This is a genomic window from Fibrobacter sp. UWB5, from assembly GCF_002210295.1.
Taxonomy (GTDB): domain Bacteria; phylum Fibrobacterota; class Fibrobacteria; order Fibrobacterales; family Fibrobacteraceae; genus Fibrobacter.
The window spans coordinates 571,000-588,331 of the sequence record NZ_MWQH01000001.1 but is presented as its reverse complement, the minus strand read 5'-3'; the positions used below and the strand labels follow the sequence as shown (position 1 = coordinate 588,331).

19 protein-coding genes are annotated in these 17,332 nt (G+C 46.7%); 16 read left to right on the top strand and 3 right to left on the bottom strand.

Annotation, left to right across the window (positions count from 1 at the left end):
* The 7 genes from B7989_RS02505 to B7989_RS02475 all read left to right on the top strand — a co-directional run bounded on the left by B7989_RS02505 (position 1) and on the right by B7989_RS02475 (position 8,427).
* A complete protein-coding gene (locus B7989_RS02505; protein ID WP_088627035.1) occupies positions 1 to 1,065 on the top strand; it encodes a 3-oxoacyl-ACP synthase III family protein in 1,065 nt (354 codons plus the stop codon).
* A gap of 1 nt (position 1,066) precedes the next feature.
* The gene (locus tag B7989_RS02500; protein ID WP_088627034.1) at positions 1,067 to 1,813 is read left to right on the top strand and encodes an SDR family NAD(P)-dependent oxidoreductase; all 747 of its coding nucleotides are present in this window, start codon (positions 1,067 to 1,069) and stop codon (positions 1,811 to 1,813) included.
* A 16-nt stretch (positions 1,814 to 1,829) separates the two neighbouring features.
* A complete protein-coding gene (locus B7989_RS02495; RefSeq protein WP_088627033.1) occupies positions 1,830 to 2,066 on the top strand; it encodes an acyl carrier protein in 237 nt (78 codons plus the stop codon).
* Positions 2,063 to 3,514 carry a class I adenylate-forming enzyme family protein gene (locus B7989_RS02490; RefSeq protein ID WP_088627032.1) on the top strand — a complete coding sequence of 484 codons (1,452 nt, stop codon included), beginning with the start codon at positions 2,063 to 2,065 and terminating at the stop codon, positions 3,512 to 3,514. Before B7989_RS02495 ends, B7989_RS02490 begins: the two co-directional genes overlap by 4 nt.
* A 4-nt stretch (positions 3,515 to 3,518) precedes the next feature.
* Complete coding sequence (locus B7989_RS02485) at positions 3,519 to 5,993, top strand: acyl-CoA reductase (protein ID WP_088627031.1); 2,475 nt, start codon at positions 3,519 to 3,521, stop codon at positions 5,991 to 5,993.
* 167 nt (positions 5,994 to 6,160) lie between these two features.
* Positions 6,161 to 7,270, top strand: a complete 1,110-nt coding sequence (locus tag B7989_RS02480; RefSeq protein WP_255406368.1) for an acyltransferase — start codon at positions 6,161 to 6,163, stop codon at positions 7,268 to 7,270.
* A gap of 200 nt (positions 7,271 to 7,470) precedes the next feature.
* The gene (locus B7989_RS02475; RefSeq protein ID WP_088627029.1) at positions 7,471 to 8,427 is read left to right on the top strand and encodes a glycosyltransferase family 2 protein; all 957 of its coding nucleotides are present in this window, start codon (positions 7,471 to 7,473) and stop codon (positions 8,425 to 8,427) included.
* Here B7989_RS02475 and B7989_RS02470 read toward each other — a convergent pair.
* Positions 8,395 to 8,733, bottom strand: a complete 339-nt coding sequence (locus B7989_RS02470; RefSeq protein ID WP_144264943.1) for a multidrug ABC transporter — start codon at positions 8,731 to 8,733, stop codon at positions 8,395 to 8,397. The genes B7989_RS02475 and B7989_RS02470 overlap by 33 nt on opposite strands.
* Positions 8,730 to 9,065, bottom strand: coding sequence for an EamA family transporter (locus B7989_RS02465; protein WP_088627027.1), 336 nt, complete (start codon positions 9,063 to 9,065; stop codon positions 8,730 to 8,732). The genes B7989_RS02470 and B7989_RS02465 overlap by 4 nt, the downstream gene beginning before the upstream one ends.
* 1,095 nt (positions 9,066 to 10,160) lie before the next feature.
* Between B7989_RS02465 and B7989_RS02455 the strand changes: the two genes are divergently transcribed.
* From B7989_RS02455 to B7989_RS02415, 9 genes are all read left to right on the top strand, one after another.
* The gene (locus B7989_RS02455; RefSeq protein WP_088627025.1) at positions 10,161 to 11,006 is read left to right on the top strand and encodes a type II secretion system protein; all 846 of its coding nucleotides are present in this window, start codon (positions 10,161 to 10,163) and stop codon (positions 11,004 to 11,006) included.
* An 81-nt stretch (positions 11,007 to 11,087) separates the two neighbouring features.
* Positions 11,088 to 11,444 carry a histidine triad nucleotide-binding protein gene (locus B7989_RS02450; protein ID WP_088627024.1) on the top strand — a complete coding sequence of 119 codons (357 nt, stop codon included), beginning with the start codon at positions 11,088 to 11,090 and terminating at the stop codon, positions 11,442 to 11,444.
* On the top strand, positions 11,445 to 12,248 hold the full coding sequence (gene recO / locus B7989_RS02445; RefSeq protein ID WP_088627023.1) for a DNA repair protein RecO: 804 nt from the start codon (positions 11,445 to 11,447) through the stop codon (positions 12,246 to 12,248).
* Positions 12,227 to 12,970 carry a 3-methyl-2-oxobutanoate hydroxymethyltransferase gene (gene panB / locus B7989_RS02440; RefSeq protein WP_088627022.1) on the top strand — a complete coding sequence of 248 codons (744 nt, stop codon included), beginning with the start codon at positions 12,227 to 12,229 and terminating at the stop codon, positions 12,968 to 12,970. Before recO ends, panB begins: the two co-directional genes overlap by 22 nt.
* 308 nt (positions 12,971 to 13,278) lie before the next feature.
* The gene (locus tag B7989_RS02435; RefSeq protein WP_088627021.1) at positions 13,279 to 13,593 is read left to right on the top strand and encodes a histone H1; all 315 of its coding nucleotides are present in this window, start codon (positions 13,279 to 13,281) and stop codon (positions 13,591 to 13,593) included.
* Positions 13,594 to 13,659: 66 nt separating this feature from the next.
* The gene (locus B7989_RS02430) at positions 13,660 to 14,082 is read left to right on the top strand and encodes a hypothetical protein (protein WP_198959537.1); all 423 of its coding nucleotides are present in this window, start codon (positions 13,660 to 13,662) and stop codon (positions 14,080 to 14,082) included.
* A complete protein-coding gene (locus B7989_RS02425; protein ID WP_088627020.1) occupies positions 14,075 to 15,022 on the top strand; it encodes a phosphatase in 948 nt (315 codons plus the stop codon). The genes B7989_RS02430 and B7989_RS02425 overlap by 8 nt, the downstream gene beginning before the upstream one ends.
* A gap of 22 nt (positions 15,023 to 15,044) precedes the next feature.
* On the top strand, positions 15,045 to 15,767 hold the full coding sequence (locus tag B7989_RS02420) for a pseudouridine synthase (protein WP_088627019.1): 723 nt from the start codon (positions 15,045 to 15,047) through the stop codon (positions 15,765 to 15,767).
* A 104-nt stretch (positions 15,768 to 15,871) separates the two neighbouring features.
* The gene (locus B7989_RS02415; protein ID WP_088627018.1) at positions 15,872 to 16,699 is read left to right on the top strand and encodes a metallophosphoesterase; all 828 of its coding nucleotides are present in this window, start codon (positions 15,872 to 15,874) and stop codon (positions 16,697 to 16,699) included.
* Here the strand turns inward: B7989_RS02415 and B7989_RS02410 are convergent.
* Positions 16,696 to 17,304, bottom strand: a complete 609-nt coding sequence (locus B7989_RS02410) for a toxin-antitoxin system YwqK family antitoxin (RefSeq protein WP_088627017.1) — start codon at positions 17,302 to 17,304, stop codon at positions 16,696 to 16,698. The two genes, B7989_RS02415 and B7989_RS02410, sit on opposite strands and share 4 nt — an antisense overlap.
* Positions 17,305 to 17,332: the final 28 nt, after the last annotated feature.

The window sequence follows — 17,332 nt, the reverse complement described above, 5'->3', positions numbered from 1 at the left end:
ATGGCGTTCTTAACAATTCCAAACGTTCGTGTTGTTGGCTTATCGTGTGCTGTTCCTAAACAGATAAAAGATATCAAAACATTAGACTGTTTTGAATCAGTGTCTGAAGCGGAAAAGACTATTGCTTTGACAGGGGTTAAGGAATGTAGAATGGCTTCTGCTACAAAAGTCTGTTCTGATTATTGTATGAATGCTGCAGAACGATTGATGGAATGTATTGGCTGGAAGAAAGAGAGTATTGATTGTTTAATTTATGTGTCTGTTTCTCGGGATTATATTGAACCAAATACGGCGACTGTAATTCAAGGAAAGATGGGACTTCCTAAAACATGCTATACGATTGATGTTCCTATGGCTTGTTCGGGATATTGTTATGGATTGTCTGTAGTTTCTTCATTGCTTTCTTTAGGCTGTATGAAAAGAGCCCTACTTCTTGTTGGTGATACTCCCTCGAAGATTCTTTCTCCATTAGATAAAACCATGTGGAGTATTCATGGAGATGCCGGTAGTGCTACTGCGTTGGAATATGATCCAAATGCAACGCCTATGAAGTTCAATTTGATGAGTGATGGAACTCAGTATGACGCAATTATTGCTCCTGCATCTGGGGTGCGAGAACCAGTGACGGAATCGTCCTTGGAAATGAAGAAAGTCAAGAATGGAATCATTTTGAACCGAACGCATGTTCGTATGGACGGCATGACGGTTTTTTCTTTTACAATATCTCAAATTCCCAAGTGTATTGAAGATTTGTGTGAAAATTTCGGGATTGATTTACATAATGAAATGGATTATCTGTTAATTCACCAGGCAAATAAATTTATTGATGATAAAATTAGACAGAAATTAAAGTTGGAAAAAGAAAAAGTGCCTTTTTGTTTGGAATTATTTGGTAACACCAGTAGTGCGACGATTCCAATGACAATGGTAACGCAAATTCGCGAAAAACTCATGTGTGGAACGAATCGTATGATTTTATGCGGTTTTGGAGCGGGATTGTCATGGGCGTCTGCATATATTGAAACAGAAAATTTGAATGTTTTACCTTTAATTGAGGTTGATTAGTATGAAGAAATTTGAAAATAAGGTTGTTTGTATTACTGGAGCTGATGGTGGAATAGGTAAAGCGATTTCACGAAAGTTTGCTGTCGAGGGCGCGAATCTAATTGTTTGTTGTCGATCGCCCAAAGACGAATCTGCGATTTTTTTCTCTGATTTAAAACGAAAATATGATGTGAATGTTTTCCCGATATATTTTGACATGTCTGATAGTGAGTCTATAAAAAATGGAATCACCGAAATTAAGTCATTGAAGGTTAAAATAAATGTTTTGATAAATAATGCTGGAATCCCTCACCTCGCTATTTTGCCTTTTACAAAAATGGCTGATGTTTCAAAGGTGTTCCAGGTGAATTATTTTGCGCATTTGCAAATTACTCAGGGCCTTTTGGGAATTATTTCGAGAGATGGTGAAAGTTCTATTATTAATACAGCCTCCATTGCGGGAATTGATGGAGAAATGGGCAATAGTGTTTATGGCGCTACAAAAGCGTCTATGATTCTTTTTACAAAGGTGTTGTCAAAAGAATTAGCGACCTCAAAAATTCGTGTGAATGCAGTTGCACCAGGGCTTACTGATACCAAGTTTGCTGATATAATGGGGGATAAGGCGAAATTATCAATGGAGCAACAGTCCTTGATGGGACGCCTTGCCAATTCCGAAGAAATTGCAAATACTTATATTTATTTAGCGTCATCCTCAAGTTCCTTTGTGAATGGTCAAATAATTCGTGTGGATGGTGGAATTAAATAAAACAAAAGGGTCAATCATGAATGTTAAAGAAAGTGTTCTAAAAATAATTGCTTCTGTTTGTGAGATAGAAATCGAAAAGATTTCGGAGCAATCAACGGTTGGTGACTTTCCGAGTTGGGACTCAATGGCTCAATTGCGCATTCTTCAAGAGATAGAAAGTGAATTAAATGTCAGTTTTGAACCAGAGGAGTTGATGGAAATGGAAGATGTTGGAGACATCATCAAGGTTACGGAAGGCAAACTGCAGGGATGAAATCTATTGAAGAACAGATAAGAAATCATACAATCCGTACTCCTAAAAAAACGGCCTTAATCGCAAATGACCATGAGGTGACTTTCGCTCAACTTTGGTCGAGTATTCTTTGCGCGGCGGATAGCTTGCGAAATGAATATGGAGTTCGTAAGGGTGACCGCGTGATTTTGTCTGCTTCAGGGAACGTAGAATTTATCTACGCATATTTCGGTGTGCACATTGCTGGTGGCATTGCTGTCCCGATTGATCCTGACACGAATTTTACTCGCTACGAATACATAAAAGAAACGACATCTCCTAAATGTGTAATAGGTTGCCTTCATAAGGCTGGTGTAAGCGGAATTTCATTTGATAAATTTGCCGAAAACGACAATTCTTTTTTTGACTATCTAGAGCCGAGTCAAGATGATATTGCCGACATTCTTTTTACGACGGGCACGACAGGAAATCCAAAGGGAGTGACGCTGTCGTATAAGAATCTGGCGGCGGCTGCAGCACAAATCAATACATTCATCGGCAACACTGAAGATGATGTTGAGTTGTTGGCTCTTCCTGTTAGTCATTCCTTTGGCTTAGGACGCATTCGTTGTGTTTTGTCTATTGGCGGAACATTGGTTGTTCTAGGTTCCTTTGCTAATATTAAACGTTTTTTTAAGGAAATAAAAGAACATTATGTTACCGGTTTCGGTATGGTCCCGGCAAGTTGGGCTTATATGAAAAAATTTAGCGGCAAGTATATTGTCAATTTTGCAAACCAACTGAAGTACATTGAAATTGGTAGTTCCTTTATGCAGCAAGAAGAAAAACGACTTTTAATGGAACTGCTTCCTAATACTCGATTGAATATGCATTATGGGCTTACCGAAGCGTCAAGAAGTGCTTTTATGGAATTCCATCAGGAGAAGGACAATTTAGGTACGATTGGTAAGCCTTCTCCTGGGGTTGATATAGTCTTATTTAATACAAGTGGTCAAAAAGTTGCTTTGGGCGAAGAAGGAGAGATTTGTGTAAAAGGTGAGCATGTTTGCTCTGGTTATTGGAATGTTTCTCTCGACGAATTTAAAAAGGATTTCTATGGAGATTACTTTCGCACGGGAGATTGTGCGGTGATGGATGAAAATGGGTATATTTATTTAAAAAGCCGAATAAAGGAAATGATTAACGTAGGTGGGAAAAAAGTGAGCCCCATGGAAGTGGAGGAAATGATAAACGCAATTCCTGGGGTTAAAGAGTGCGCTTGCGTTGGTATTCCTGATGAAAATGGAATTTTGGGAGAGGTTGTTAAGGCTTTTGTTGTGGCGGATGAGAACGTAACGGACGAATTTATACTAGAATCGTTGAGAACGAAACTTGAAACTTACAAGATGCCTGAGAAAATAGAACGAATTAAAGAGATTCCGAGAACGCTGAATGGAAAAATTCAAAGAATAAAACTAAAACAATCGTAAAATAATGGAAAATTCAGAAAAAAATATAGAACAACTTTTTGACTTACCTGTTTACGACGATTCGCAAGTGGCGCAATCGCTATTTATTCGTTCTTTGCAAGATGAACTGATTTTTCATTATGAAAATAATCCAATGTACCGTCAGTTTTGTGAACGTAAGCAGTTTAATCCTTACGAAGAACTGACGGGTGTCGAATGTATCCCCCCAGTTTCCGTTAGTGTATTTAAGGAATTGGGGACCAATTTATCTTCTGTTTCAAAAGAAGAGATAAAACTAAGGCTTCAGTCTTCTGCGACTTCTGGGACGCCAAGCACAATTGCTGTGGATAAAACTACTAGCCGGCGCCAAGCAAAGGCCATGGTTAAAGTCGTACAGGAGTTTATTGGCAAAGACCGTAAACCGTTTCTCGTAATGGATATTGATCCAAAATCGGAATTCCGCTCGTTGTTGGGGGCTCGTTTTGCTGCTATAGCGGGATATTTAAATTTTGCGTCCAAGTCGGGATTTTTTTTAAAGGCGAAAGATGGCATATCGTATTTTGATATCGATGCGATGAATAGTTTCTTGGCGGAGTTGCCGTCTGAGAAGCCTGTTGTTGTATTTGGGTTTACGTATATACTATATAGCCAAGTATTAAAAGCAATTCTGGCATCTTGTGGGCAGATTGTATTGCCCAAGGGGTCTAAAGTAATCCATATTGGTGGGTGGAAGAAATTAGAAAGTGAGAAGGTTGAAAAGCCAGAATTCAATCGGCAAATAGCAGATGCTTTCGGAATAGAATCTACGGATGTTATTGATATTTACGGATTTACTGAACAAATGGGGCTGAATTACCCTGATTGCAAATGCGGTTGTAAGCACGCGTCATCATATGTTAAAGTACTTGTACGAGATATTGTAAGTAGAGATGTTCTGCCTGCTGGCAAAGAAGGCTTGTTGGAGTTTATAACTCCGATTCCCCATAGTTACCCGGGCAACGCTGTTTTGACGGATGATTTGGGAGTTGTTTATGATGAACCTTGTCCCTATGGTCGTCCAGGGATTCGATTTAAGGTGAACGGTCGATTAAAAAAAGCCGAAGTACGTGGTTGTGGGGATATTCTTTCTGCTAAGTTGACATTTAATGCGAAAGAGAAGGAAAAATTATTAGACGATAATACGCTCGATGTTCAATATTTTAAAGTCCCTGTGGATGAGACCGATTCTGAGAAGCAATTGGCTTCTATTATTGAACGGCTTAATGAACAGAATGAATGGCTTCGAAATCAGCCTATTGATGCTTTAATTGGAATAATTGGCGAAGTTTCTAAAAGATGGCTTTCTGATCCCAAATACATTTTTTTAAAAGATAAGGGCTTGCTTTTCCTTTCGCAATGGTGTGATGATCGGCATTTGCGGCAGATTGCTAAAGATGGACTTCGTGGCAATATCAGATACGCGGATGAATTTTTACCGTTTGCTGATAGTGAAAAGCATTTGATGAGAGCCAATGCTCGTGGTCTAGTATGTCACTGGATGGCGGGAAATGTTCAAATTTTGGGAATGTTTGCTTTGGTCCAAAGCATTTTGACAAAGAACACTAATTTGATAAAAGTAGCGGCAAAAGATGCGGGCGTTTTTGCAAACTTGATGAAGGCTTTTGAAAACCTCGAATATACAACCAAAGAAGGTTTTTGTATCAAGGGTGACGACTTGTTGAAAACTATAGGTGTAGTTTATTTTTCCCGTAATGCAACGAAGTTGGGCGAGATGATGTCTAGGGAAGCCAAAGTCCGCATTGCGTGGGGTGGAAAAGATGCAGTAGAAACTGTTGCCGCGTATCCTGCATCCATTGATTGTGAAACGGTTGTTTTTGGTCCGAAGTTGTCTTATGCAGTTATTGCAAAAGAAGAATTGTCGTCAGAACAAGAAGCCAAGAAACTTGCGCGGCGAGTAACAGTAGACGTGTCTGTTTTTGATCAGGCGGGTTGTGCGTCTCCGCATAATCTATATATCGAAAAAGGCGGAGTCATCTCACCTGAAAGATTCTGTGAAATTCTTGCGGACGTTTTCCCAAAAACGGAAGTGCAAATTCCGAAACCGACCGTATCTCCAGAACAGATTGCTGCGATTCATTCAATTCGTGGTGTATATGATTTTAAAGGGAAAGTTTGGGGTAGCGCCACGATGAGTTGGAGTGTCCTTTTGGATGATGCGGCTGAATCGTTGCTATGCAAGCCTGTATACTCGAGAACACTGATGGTGCATCAAGTTGAACATATCAATCAGGCCTTAGATTGCATAGAGAGTTATGTGCAGACGATAGGTATTGCTGCTCCCAAAGAAAAAGCGATAGATTTTGCGAATAAAGCTACACAAAAGGGTGTGGCACGTTGCCCATTGATTGGTCGGATGCTTAACTTCGAAATGCCTTGGGACGGAATATTCTTAATAGATCGGCTTGTTCGGTGGAATACATTATTCGGACCGCTTTGTTAATGGACTTGTCTCTGGGTCGGTACTCCGTGCTCTACGTGAACGCCGAATACCTGCGGGTCCGCACGAACGGTTCCGTCGTAGATTTCTCAGGTGCTCCAGGCGGTCGGAATGTTGGATATATATTAAATTGTGAATAAGTGCCATTTGATAAATCCTTTCTCTTCTTTATGCACACCTCTAAAACAGATTATCGCATTACACTCGATGAAACGTGGATAATCAAGGCCATTGCTATTATGGCGATGCTTGTTCACCACCTATTTTTCGACCAGCCAAGTTTTGGGGCGATTATGGTTAACATAGGGATGATTGGAAAGATTTGCGTTACGCTGTTCGTATTCCTTTCTGGTTACGGCATGACAGCATCATTCCCTAAAGTTCAGCAAAATATCGCAAAAACGCACATTTTTATCTTGTGCAAGCGATACACCAAGTTCTTCCTGAACTATTGGTTCATCTTCTTTATCGCAGTTTCTGTGGGTGTTTTTTGTTTCGGACGTTCACTGGAAGTCGCCTATGGCGAAAATTCCAATATAGTAAAGTCATTCATGAGCGACATGCTAGGGCAACAAAGTTTCTGTTCGTACAACATAACATGGTGGTTCAACGCGGTAATACTCGGACTCTGGCTACTTTTCCCATTTCTATACCAGACCATGAAAAGAAGGGTTGTCTGCATTTGCATGCTGGTATTCTTGTTCGCAAACCCCAACGATATATTGCTTCTATTGAATTACATAGCACCTGGCCTATCCACCTACATCTTTCCATTCACCCTCGGAATTTTTATCGCCTTGCATATAGCGCGGATCAACAGGATTCTAAATATAGTTCACCCTTATATCGTTCTCTGTGTTTCGCTTGTCGCTGCCACTGTTTTGCTTTTCTTACGCGGGTTCCCCGTTTTGTCAGGATTTACAGGCTTTGCCGTCGAGCCCTTCGCCACGGTGTTTGTTGCGCTTGCCGTAGTGAGCCTTTGCCGTGTAACGGGGCGGCGGTTTGTGGCCATGCAATACGTGGGTAAGCATTCCATGAACATGTACCTCACCCACACCTTTATCTACGGGTATTTTTTTCACAACTTTATTTACGGGTTCAAGTACCCGATACTGATTTTTTTGGCGTTGTTCGCAACCTCCTTACTGCTGTCTGTCTGCATTGAATTCGTCAAGAAGCGAATCGGGTTCCACAAGTTGCAGGGCAAGGTTGTGGGAATTATCAACAAGGTCGGGGGAATCCAGTGCACGAACAAGCAGTATGATGTCAGGAAAGTATGACATTTGTGTTGTGGATTAGGTGTAGACCCGTTAATCGGTTAAGAATGGCGAATTGACCACCGAATGAGGACTGCGTTTAATATTTCAAACAAAAGGCGTCCATTCTACACGAAAGTTCTACATCGCCTTGACCATAGGTCTGTTTGATTTTTTGATGGATTCGTCATGGATGTAATGTATATTTACCCTTGGAGGATATTATGCCTAAGTTTTCATTTGTGATTCCGTGTTACCGCTCCGAAAATACCATCATCACGGTGGTGGATGAAATCAAGAGTGAAATGGCCGCCAAGCGTCCGGGTGACAGTTACGAGATTGTACTGGTGAATGACTGCAGTCCAGATGGCGTGTGGAATGTTATTGAGAAACTTGCCGAAGTGGAAAACAACGTTATCGGTATCAACCTCGCTAAAAATTTCGGACAGCATTCTGCTTTGTTGGCGGGTTACGGCAAGTGTTCCGGTGAATATGTGGTTTCGCTGGATGACGATGGCCAGGCCCCGCTGGATTCGCTGAACGATTTGATTGCAAAGCTTGAAGAAGGCTACGACGTGGTGTATGCCTACTACCACGAAATCAAGCAGAACCTGTTCCGCCGTTTTGGTTCGTGGATGGCTGGGCTCATGGGCAAGTTCATGCTGGATCCGCCTAAGGATATGAAGGGCAGCAGTTTTTATGTGGCACGCGGGTTCGTGATTCGCGAAATGTGCAATTACAAGAACGCCTTCCCGTATCTGCTGGGCCTTGTGCTACGCACCACTCGCAAAATCGCCTGGGTCGAAACGAATCATCGCTCGCGCCTGCAAGGAACATCGGGCTATTCGTTTGTACGTCTGCTTGGGCTCTGGCTGAACGGCTTCACGGCGTTTTCGGTGAAACCTTTGCGCTTGAGTACGTTCCTTGGATTTTTCTTTGCATTCCTGGGCTTTGCTTTTACAATACTTGTGGTTGTTCGCAGGCTACTCGGCCTCACAACGGTAGACGGCTGGAGTACCATCATCGCGCTGATTCTGATTATTGGCGGACTTATCCTGATGATGCTCGGCCTTATCGGCGAATACATCGGCCGCATCTATATATGCATCAATGATTCCCCGCAATATGTGATTAAGGAAATTAAGGGTTCACTCCCAAAAGAACACGACAACGCCCGCTAAGATAAGCGCGATTGCCGCGACTTTTCGCAGGTTGATTTTTTCCTTGAAGCAGACAAAGGCGAGTGCCGGCACGAACAGGTAACTGGCCGCCTCGATGGTGCCGAGTTCCTTGAGCAGCACGCCCTGGCTCAGCACATACACGTTCGATACCAGCGAGAATACCATCAGCGAGTATCCGCCAATAACCCACGGGTTCAGGTACTCCTTGACAAATGACTTGTGCGGTGTGATAGCGGCCTTCTTCAGGAGCATCTGGGCCACCGCCGCGACAAAGACGTTGAATAGTGCCAGAGCGTAGAACATCATGGCCTCGCATACAGCGTGATGCCGCAGATGATGATTGCCGCCCCGACCATGTTCGTCGTGGTGATTGCCTCGCCAAACACATAGTGCGCAAGCATTAGCCCGAACACCACGCCCGTGCCCTTGAACATGTAGGCCAGGCTCACGTCCATCCGCTTGATAATCTGCTGCCACAGCACAGCGTAAATCCCCAACACGCCCACCGTGCATGCAAGGAACGCGATGTACCCCGGCGAGAGGAACTCCCGCTGCGACGCAAGCTTCGAGAACACCCCCGACGTGGTGTAAATGAAGAACGTGCCGACCAGGGCGATGTATTTAAGGACGGTGAGCATCCGATGGGGAATATAGAATTGTTAATGGAAGTAGAATCTTTCTCATTTTAGGTATTGACAAATAGTTCTGGCGAATTTATATTTTCAGTGCTCAAATGAGCAGAAAATCAGTAATTTTATTGAAAAGTGTAGAAAGTGATTGCCTGAAACGTTTGAAAAGTGTATGTTTTTATAGCAAAAAGTGATTGAAAAATGCTATACCGGAAGATTCAAAGGCGACGTGATTCCATCGATGATGGAAAACAAAAGTTTCTGCAATAACAGATGTCAAGTTCCCTTTGATTGAGTCTTCAACCAAGAATCTCCTAAAATTGTATCTCAATGACGTCGGCATCCTTACCGGGGTGTCCAATAGCCCTAATGTGGTGCAAAAAGGTGCGGTCTTGTATTTGCCGATATACTTTGCGATGTTCCTCTAAAGTGGTTGTTTCCAAAATGGAAACAACCACTCCTCATGGAAGCCATGGCGCATTCTTGGCACGTTGACGGCGAACCCCTGAAAATTTATATGGCTCTGTCCAGTCATTCTGTACGGCTACGGAAACACTGCGAAGTCGGAACCTGCCGAAATAGCCTAAAAACTACGGTTACGCAGTGAATAAACAGCCTGGAAGGGGCTTACGAAATAAGGAAAGTTTGCTAGCCGGGGTCGGGCGTACGGATTGGCCTAGCAGAGCCAGCACACTTTTTACTGGACAATTTATCAATTTTTTCGAAATTGTTTACTACTACTAGACAATTTTTATGAAATTAATTAAATTGAACGAACTGTAGATTATGGACGTTTTAGGAATCACTCCCAAAAGAACACGACAACGCCCACTAAAATTAGCGCGATTGCCGTAACCTTCCGCAGGTTGATTTTTTCCGATGCGGCTTGGATGAATTTCTTGCTAAAGCCGCTCTTACTGAAGAAGATGAAATGCTTCTGCATCAAGGATGGTATGGACTAATCCTTTCTTTCTGGGCCAGGGTGTTTAAGCTTTTTACTCCAATTTGGAATAAGAAAAAAATCATATTTTTGTTACAGATCACAGCCACGTGTAAATTTTTGTTTTATATTTACAGGGTTGGACCTCAAGAAGGGGTAATCTTATGCTGACGAAGATTCTAAACAATATTCGCGAGTTCTGCTCGCTCAAGGTGCCGCAGGGGGCCTCCCAGAACAAATGGAAAGGCGGTTTTACGCTTATTGAATTGATGGTCGTTATTATTATCGTGAACCTGCTTTCGGGAGTCGCGGTACCAAAGCTCACTGACTATATCGAAAGAACAAAACAAAAAATAGATTTACTGCACCTCTATTATCTCCGTGACGCCGTAAACCGCGCTTTGTATGAAGACGATGTCCATAATATGAAAGAAGGAAAGCAAGGACAGGATTGCCCTGCAATTAGCAATAGCGATTTAAACAAATGGCTAACGGATCAAAAGGGCGTCACCTATTTTATCATGGAACTAAACGAATCCATGCCCATGAGCTACCAAGGAACTCATAGTACTATGAGCAATCACAATATGTGTGGTTTGATGTATTCTGCTGGTTTTTGGAGTACAGCCTTAAAAGAGGGCGGTTTTGGAGCGGTTGCAGATATCGTTGCAGATAGAGACGCACATAAAAATTACGCAAATTACAAACCAACTACATATACCGCCGTCAAAAACACGGCAGACACGGAACATACATATTATCGAACATATCCCAACACACCTATATTCAGAAGTCGCTTCATGACAGTCGATAAAGCCGCAACAGGTAAAGACAACACTCGAATTGCCATGAAAATGATCTGGACTAACCTAGACTCCAACAGTCATTCTCTAGAGGTCTTTTTGGGAGGACAACACGACACATACCGAAAAGCATTGCTTAGTCGTCAAGGAATATGTTTTTCAACAATGGGACCTGCCGGCTGTAGGGAATCAAGAGCCAGTAGATAGCCCAGCCTAACCCTTCTACCCTCCGCTGGCCGCCCGAATTAAAAAACGGGCGGCCTTTCTTTTTACTACTTTATAGTCACTATGAGTGAAAACTGTCTTTTCTGCAAAATCATCAAGGGTGAAATCCCTTCCAAGAAAATCTACGAAGACGACGACGTGTTCGCCTTCTACGACATTGCCCCGCAGGCCCCAGTGCACTTTCTGGTAGTGCCCAAGCGCCACATTTCGACCATCATGGACATGCAGCCGACCGACTGCGAACTGGTGGGCAAAATGCTTTACCGCGCACAACTCATTGCCAAGGAACTCGGTATCGAGGAATCGGGCGCACGCTTTGTGTTCAACTGCAAGGCCGACGCGGGCCAGACGGTGTTCCACATTCACCTGCACGTGCTTGGCGGCCAGGTCATGGGCTGGCCCCCGTTCCCGAAAGACTAAATGATCAAAACCCGCGCCATTGTCCTGCACCGGTTCGCGTACAGCGACTCGAGCTTTATCGTGAAAGCGCTCACGGAAGAGTGCGGCGTGGTGAGTTTTATTATCAAGGGGGCAAAGCGCAAGGAGTCGCCCTTCAAGGGGGCGCTCGACCCTTTGGCGCTCTCCGAGGTGGTATTCCGGCAGAACCCGAATGCCGAGTTGCAGTTTATTAAAGAGGCGTCGATTATCGACTGGCACAGTGAGTTGCGGAATTCCCTGTTGAACCTGGCGGTTGCACAGGTGATGGCAGAGATCGTGTTGCGGTATGCGCCGCCGGCCACCCCGATTCCCGAAGAATTCGCCTTGCTAAAGCAGGCGCTTGCGGAGTTCGACTCCCCCACAGGCACCACGAGCGACTCTGCTGTTACGCCGGCCAACACGAGTGCCGACTCGGTATTCAGCCGCTGGTTGTTGAACATTTGCGACTTGTGGGGCTACCACCTGGAACTTGGCGTGTGCAGCCGCTGCGAAAAGGTGCTCACGGAACCCGCGGCGGACTTTTTCCCGGAATCGGGCGCGCTCATTTGCAAGCATTGCCAGGGTGTACAGAGCGCTCGTGCCCGCGCAGAGACGTTGCAGGGGCTCTGGGAACTGAATTTAGCGCAAAACAACCCCGAGCAGGCTCCACAAAAGCTCACGGGTCGCGTTTTTGTGGAGAACGCTTTGCTATCTTATCTGCGCAATCACATCGGATTCCTGAAAGAAATCCATTCCCTTTCATGGCTACAGGAGGTTCGTAAGTTATGCTCAGCCCCATCGACATAAAGAACAAGAAAGCTAAAGGCGAAAAAGTTTCGATGATTACTGCCTACGACTACGCATTTGCCCAGATGGCAGAGGCGGCAGGCGTAGACCAGATTCTGGTAGGCGACAGTCTTGCTAACACCATGCTCGGCTACAAGAGTACCCGCGAAATCGGCATGAACGAGATGCTGATTTTTGTGGCTGCGGTTTGCCGCGGCGCCCCCAATACCCACGTGGTGGCCGACATGCCCTACTTGAGCGACAAGGATCCGCAGACAGCATACGATAACGCGCGCCGCTTTATGGACGTGGGTGCTTCTTGCGTCAAAATCGAGGGTACCCCCGCTGGCGTGCATGAATACTTGCTGAACCACGACATTCCTATTTGCGCGCACCTCGGACTTTTGCCGCAGACGGCCGAAAACTTCAAGCAGAAGGGCCGCACCGAAGAAGAAGCGGCTGCAATCATCGAGGCGGCCAAGTACGTAGACAGCGCGGGTTGCTTCGAGATAGTGCTGGAGCACATTCCCGAAGAGCTCGGCACCAAAATTACCGGCATGGTGAACGCGGTGACGATCGGTATTGGCGGCGGAAAGTTTACAGACGGGCAAGTGCTCGTGATGCACGACGCCCTGGGTATGCACCCGCGCAAGCTGCCACCATTCGCAACGAAGTTCGTCGACATGTACAGCCTAGGTGTCGAAGGCTTCAAGAAGTACATCGAGAGCGTGAACTCACTCTAATTGTAACGTCGGCGTCGTCTTTGTAACGTTGACCATGTCATCCCGGGCGAAGCTCCGGGATTTCTTTTTTTCTCGTCAGCAAGAAAAATTCGCGCGAAAGAAACCTAACGCGTTGAGTAACAAGCATTTCCAAATTACATACAAATTAAAAATTCAATTTTTCGAAAGTGAAGGGTATCACTTCATAATCTTTTTTTTGTAAAAAAACAACTTTTTTTTAATTTTTTTTGAAAAAGGTGTTGATTATTTGTGAAAATAAGTTATTTTATACACAGCTAATTCACAACATAACCATAAGGAAGAAAAAAATGGCTACTACAAAGACTGCAAAGAAGCCGGCTGCTAAGAAGCCCGCTGCTAAGAAACCCGCTGCCGCTAAGAAGCCGGCCGCTGTTAAGAAGCCCGCTGCTGCAAAGAAGCCGGCTGCTAAGAAGCCCGCCGCCAAGAAGCCGGCCGCTGCTAAGAAGCCTGCTGCTGCAAAGAAGCCGGCTGCTAAGAAGCCCGCCGCCAAGAAGCCGGTTGCTAAGAAGCCCGCTGCTGCAAAGAAGCCGGCCGCTAAGAAGCCGGCCGCTAAGAAGCCCGCTGCTAAGAAGCCCGCTGCTAAGAAGGCTGCCAAGAAGTAATCAACAAAATTCTCCTTTGTTGGCGAGCCTCGGTTTACTCCGAGGCTCGTTTTCTATTTTTGGGCTATGATTTCTGAAAAAGACCTCGCCGAACTCGAAAATATCCCCTACGAACAGCGCATCGAGCGCGTTGAAAAACTTTTAGAAGGCAAAAGCGAGCCCCGCGCCTTTGAACTCGGGCTTTTGCTCGCCTTGAAGATGGGGCAAGAGATTCGCGAAGGCAAGGAACTTGGATCTGAATCGGGCGACTTGGTTGCCAGCTGGAGCGGAAAGCATCCGGATTCCGTCGTGGAAGAAGCCATTGCGTTTGCCAAGGAATTCTTGATGAACCCGGCAAAACTCGCCGAGAAGATTAAGTCCGGCGTTCTCTCCTCGGACAACGAGAGGAGATCCCGGGTCGAGCCCGGGATGACAGAAGGCCCGGAGGCCGGGAAGACAGAGGGCGGTGATGCCGCGGCGAACGCAGGCGACGAGGCGCAGAATGGATAACAAGCTGATTGCGACGGTTGATATCGGGAGCCACAGCTGCATTCTGTTGATTGCGGCGTTTGAGGAGGGGGTGCTGGTACCCAAGCTCCAGAAGGTGGAAGTCTGCCGACTGGGCGAAGACATTTACGAACACGGCGCCATTACCGAAAAGCGCATCCAGGAACTCGAAGCGATTATGACGAAGTTCCGCATGGACTTGCACGCGCTGGGCGCAAACCTCAAGGCCGCGGTGATGACGGAAGCCATGCGCAATGCCGAAAACCCGGACGAAGTGATTGCCGCTGTAGAGAAAGCCCTCTGGGTCAAACCCAGAATCATCAGCGGTGAAGAAGAAGGCAAGCTCACCTACCGCTCGGTCAAGGAATGGCACGGCGAAGGTATCGTGACGATCGACATCGGAGGCGGTTCCACGGAACTCAGCAACGGCGACAACACGTTCTCGATTCCGGTGGGCGCCCTCAAGATGTTCAAGGCCATGGGCCCGATTCCTGGCCCGGAATACAAGAAGTTCGTGAAGGAAACCTTCAAAGAAGTCAGCTTCAAGGGCATGACCAAGAAGCCGGTGTACTTGATTGGCGGTACGGGCACGGCGCTGGCCATGGTCTACCTGAACAAGCAACAGTTCGATTACAAGGCCATTGAAGGTTTGGAACTTTCGATCAGCGACCTGGATGCCGTCACCACGCGCATCTCCAACTTGTCCAAGGAACTCCGCGCCATGCTCCCCGGTTTGGAAAACGGCCGCCACGAAGTCATTATTTGCGGGCTGTTCTGGCTGAAGTCGCTATTGGAAAAACTCCGCGTCGAAACATTTAAGATTAGTACAGCCGGTCTTAGGTTCGGACTGCTGTATGAAACGCCTACTGTCTTCCCGGCGAAGGCCGGGATCTCCTCTTGTAGTCAGAAAGTAAACGGAGATGCCGGGTCTAGCCCGGCATGACATCGAGAGACTAGGAAGCAAAATGCGTATCAATAAATTCATCTCTCTCTGTGGAATTGCGAGCCGTCGCGCGGCCGACGCCTTGATTGAAGAAGGCCGCGTGCAAGTGAACGGCGACGTGATTAAGGACTTGGGGCACCAGGTCGACGAGAACGCGGACAACGTTGTTGTCGACGGCAAGCCCGCCCGTCTCCCGCGCAAGACGACGACCATCATGTTCCACAAGCCGGCCGGCTGCGTTTGCACCAAGACCGACCCGCAAGGTCGCCGCACGGTGTACGACTACTTGCCGCCCGCCTACCAGAGCCTTAAGTATGTGGGCCGCCTGGACTTGCAGAGCCGCGGGCTGTTGCTGTTCACCGACGACGGCGAACTCTTGCACCGCCTCACGCACCCGAGTTACGAAATCCCGCGCAGCTACTACGTGTGGACAGACCGCCCGCTGAGCGAGCACGCCGCGCAGAAGCTGGTAGACGGCGTTGACATTCGCGAAGAAGGCGCCGAACAAGAAGAAATCGCATTCGCCACCGACATTTATTTAGAGAAAGGCTTTGCCGAACTCGTGCTGATTGAAGGCAAGAACCGCGAAATCCGCCGCATGATGCGCGCCGTGGGCTACGAGATTCGCGACCTCAAGCGCGTAAGTTACTGCAAGCTGACCTTGGGCGACTTGCCCGCCGGCGAATTCCGCGAACTCACCGCCGACGAAATGAACAAGCTGAGACAAGCGGTTCACGTAAAATAATGTGAGATGCGTGATGAGGAATGTGAAATGAAAAATAGATCATATCTAATCTCACATTACACATTTCACATCACTCATTTATTAACCAGTAACGAATAACTCTTATGTCAAGGACTCTTTACATCGGCGATGTTCATGGTTGCGCGGATGAACTCGAGCGCATTGTAGACGCATTCGGTTTTGTACGCGGTAAAGACACACTATACCAGACGGGCGATATCATCAACAAGGGTCCCGACATGTTGCGCGCACTGCAGTTCGTGAAGGACAACGGAATCCTCACGGTGCGCGGCAACCACGAAGAGCATTTGATTCGCGCATTGGAACTGCCCGAAAGCGGCTGGACCGAAAAGCAACGCGCCCGCTTCGCCAAGCTCCCGATGGAAACCTGGCACGCCATTGCCGCCGAGGTAAGCACCTGGCCCCTATGGCGCGACACCCCACACGCGCTGCTGGTTCACGCCGGATTGGAGCCCGGCAAGGTCAGACTAGAGGACATGGACCGGGAAGTTATTTTGTCCGTAAGATACTGGAACAACCGTCCGTGGTTTGAACAAATTAACTGGAACAAGACGGTGGTATTCGGACACTGGGCCAAGATGGGATTCGTGAACCGCCCCGGATTCATTGGGCTTGACGCGGGTTGCGTTTACGGCAAAAAGCTGATGGCCTGGTGCCCCGAAGAAGACAAATTCTACGAAGTGCCCGCCGCCCGCGAATATTCGCCGGTCAAAGACAAGGCGAAAACCGCCATCGATGCCCCTTGCATTGTACCAGGCGACCACTTGCCCGAAGCCAAACAGCCCAAGTCATTCGAAGATATTAAGGCGAAAATTGCAAGCGGCGGCATCGCTCTCGCCGACGACAGCGAACACGCTAAAGAAATCCGCAAAGCCTCGCCCAGCGTTGCCGCCGAGTGGGCCGGATACTAGAAATCACAATTCTTGACGCAGCGGTTTTGAACAAATTCCGCTTCAAGTACTTTAACGCCCTTGTTGTAGCGGCGGTACGATCCGTGCCTTAGGCCATGCTCCAAAGTCATCTCTTCTTTGAGGCCGCCCAGATCATCGAAAATTTTTGCGACCCCGTGCAACTGCCCGCGCATGTACGGCAGCTTGCGGCGCAGGCGCCCCTTGTCGTCCCACTCTTCGGTCATTCCGTCGAGCAGCCCGTCACGGTAAACTTCCTTGCTTTTCTTTTTCCCGTTTTCAAAGTACGTCGTCGAGATTCCCTCTTCGATACCGGCCTTGTAGCCGATAGTCTGCCACACCTTGCCGTTTTCGAAATAACTCCTGAACACCCCGTCGAGCTTGCCGTTTTTGTACGGAGCCTCGATAGCGACCTTACCGTTCGGGTGATAACTGTAGGCTATACCTTCACGAATGGAAGTCCCTTTTTGGACCGCGTAAAGGCGTGAAAGCGTACCTTCGGCGTAAAATTCTTTTATCGTATCAAGCGCCACCGCCGGCGAATTTTGCGCCAGCGCAATCGAGCAAAGCCCACATAGAGAAATACACAACGAAATCAACGCTTTCATCGAAACCAAATGTAGCTTTATCTCCGAT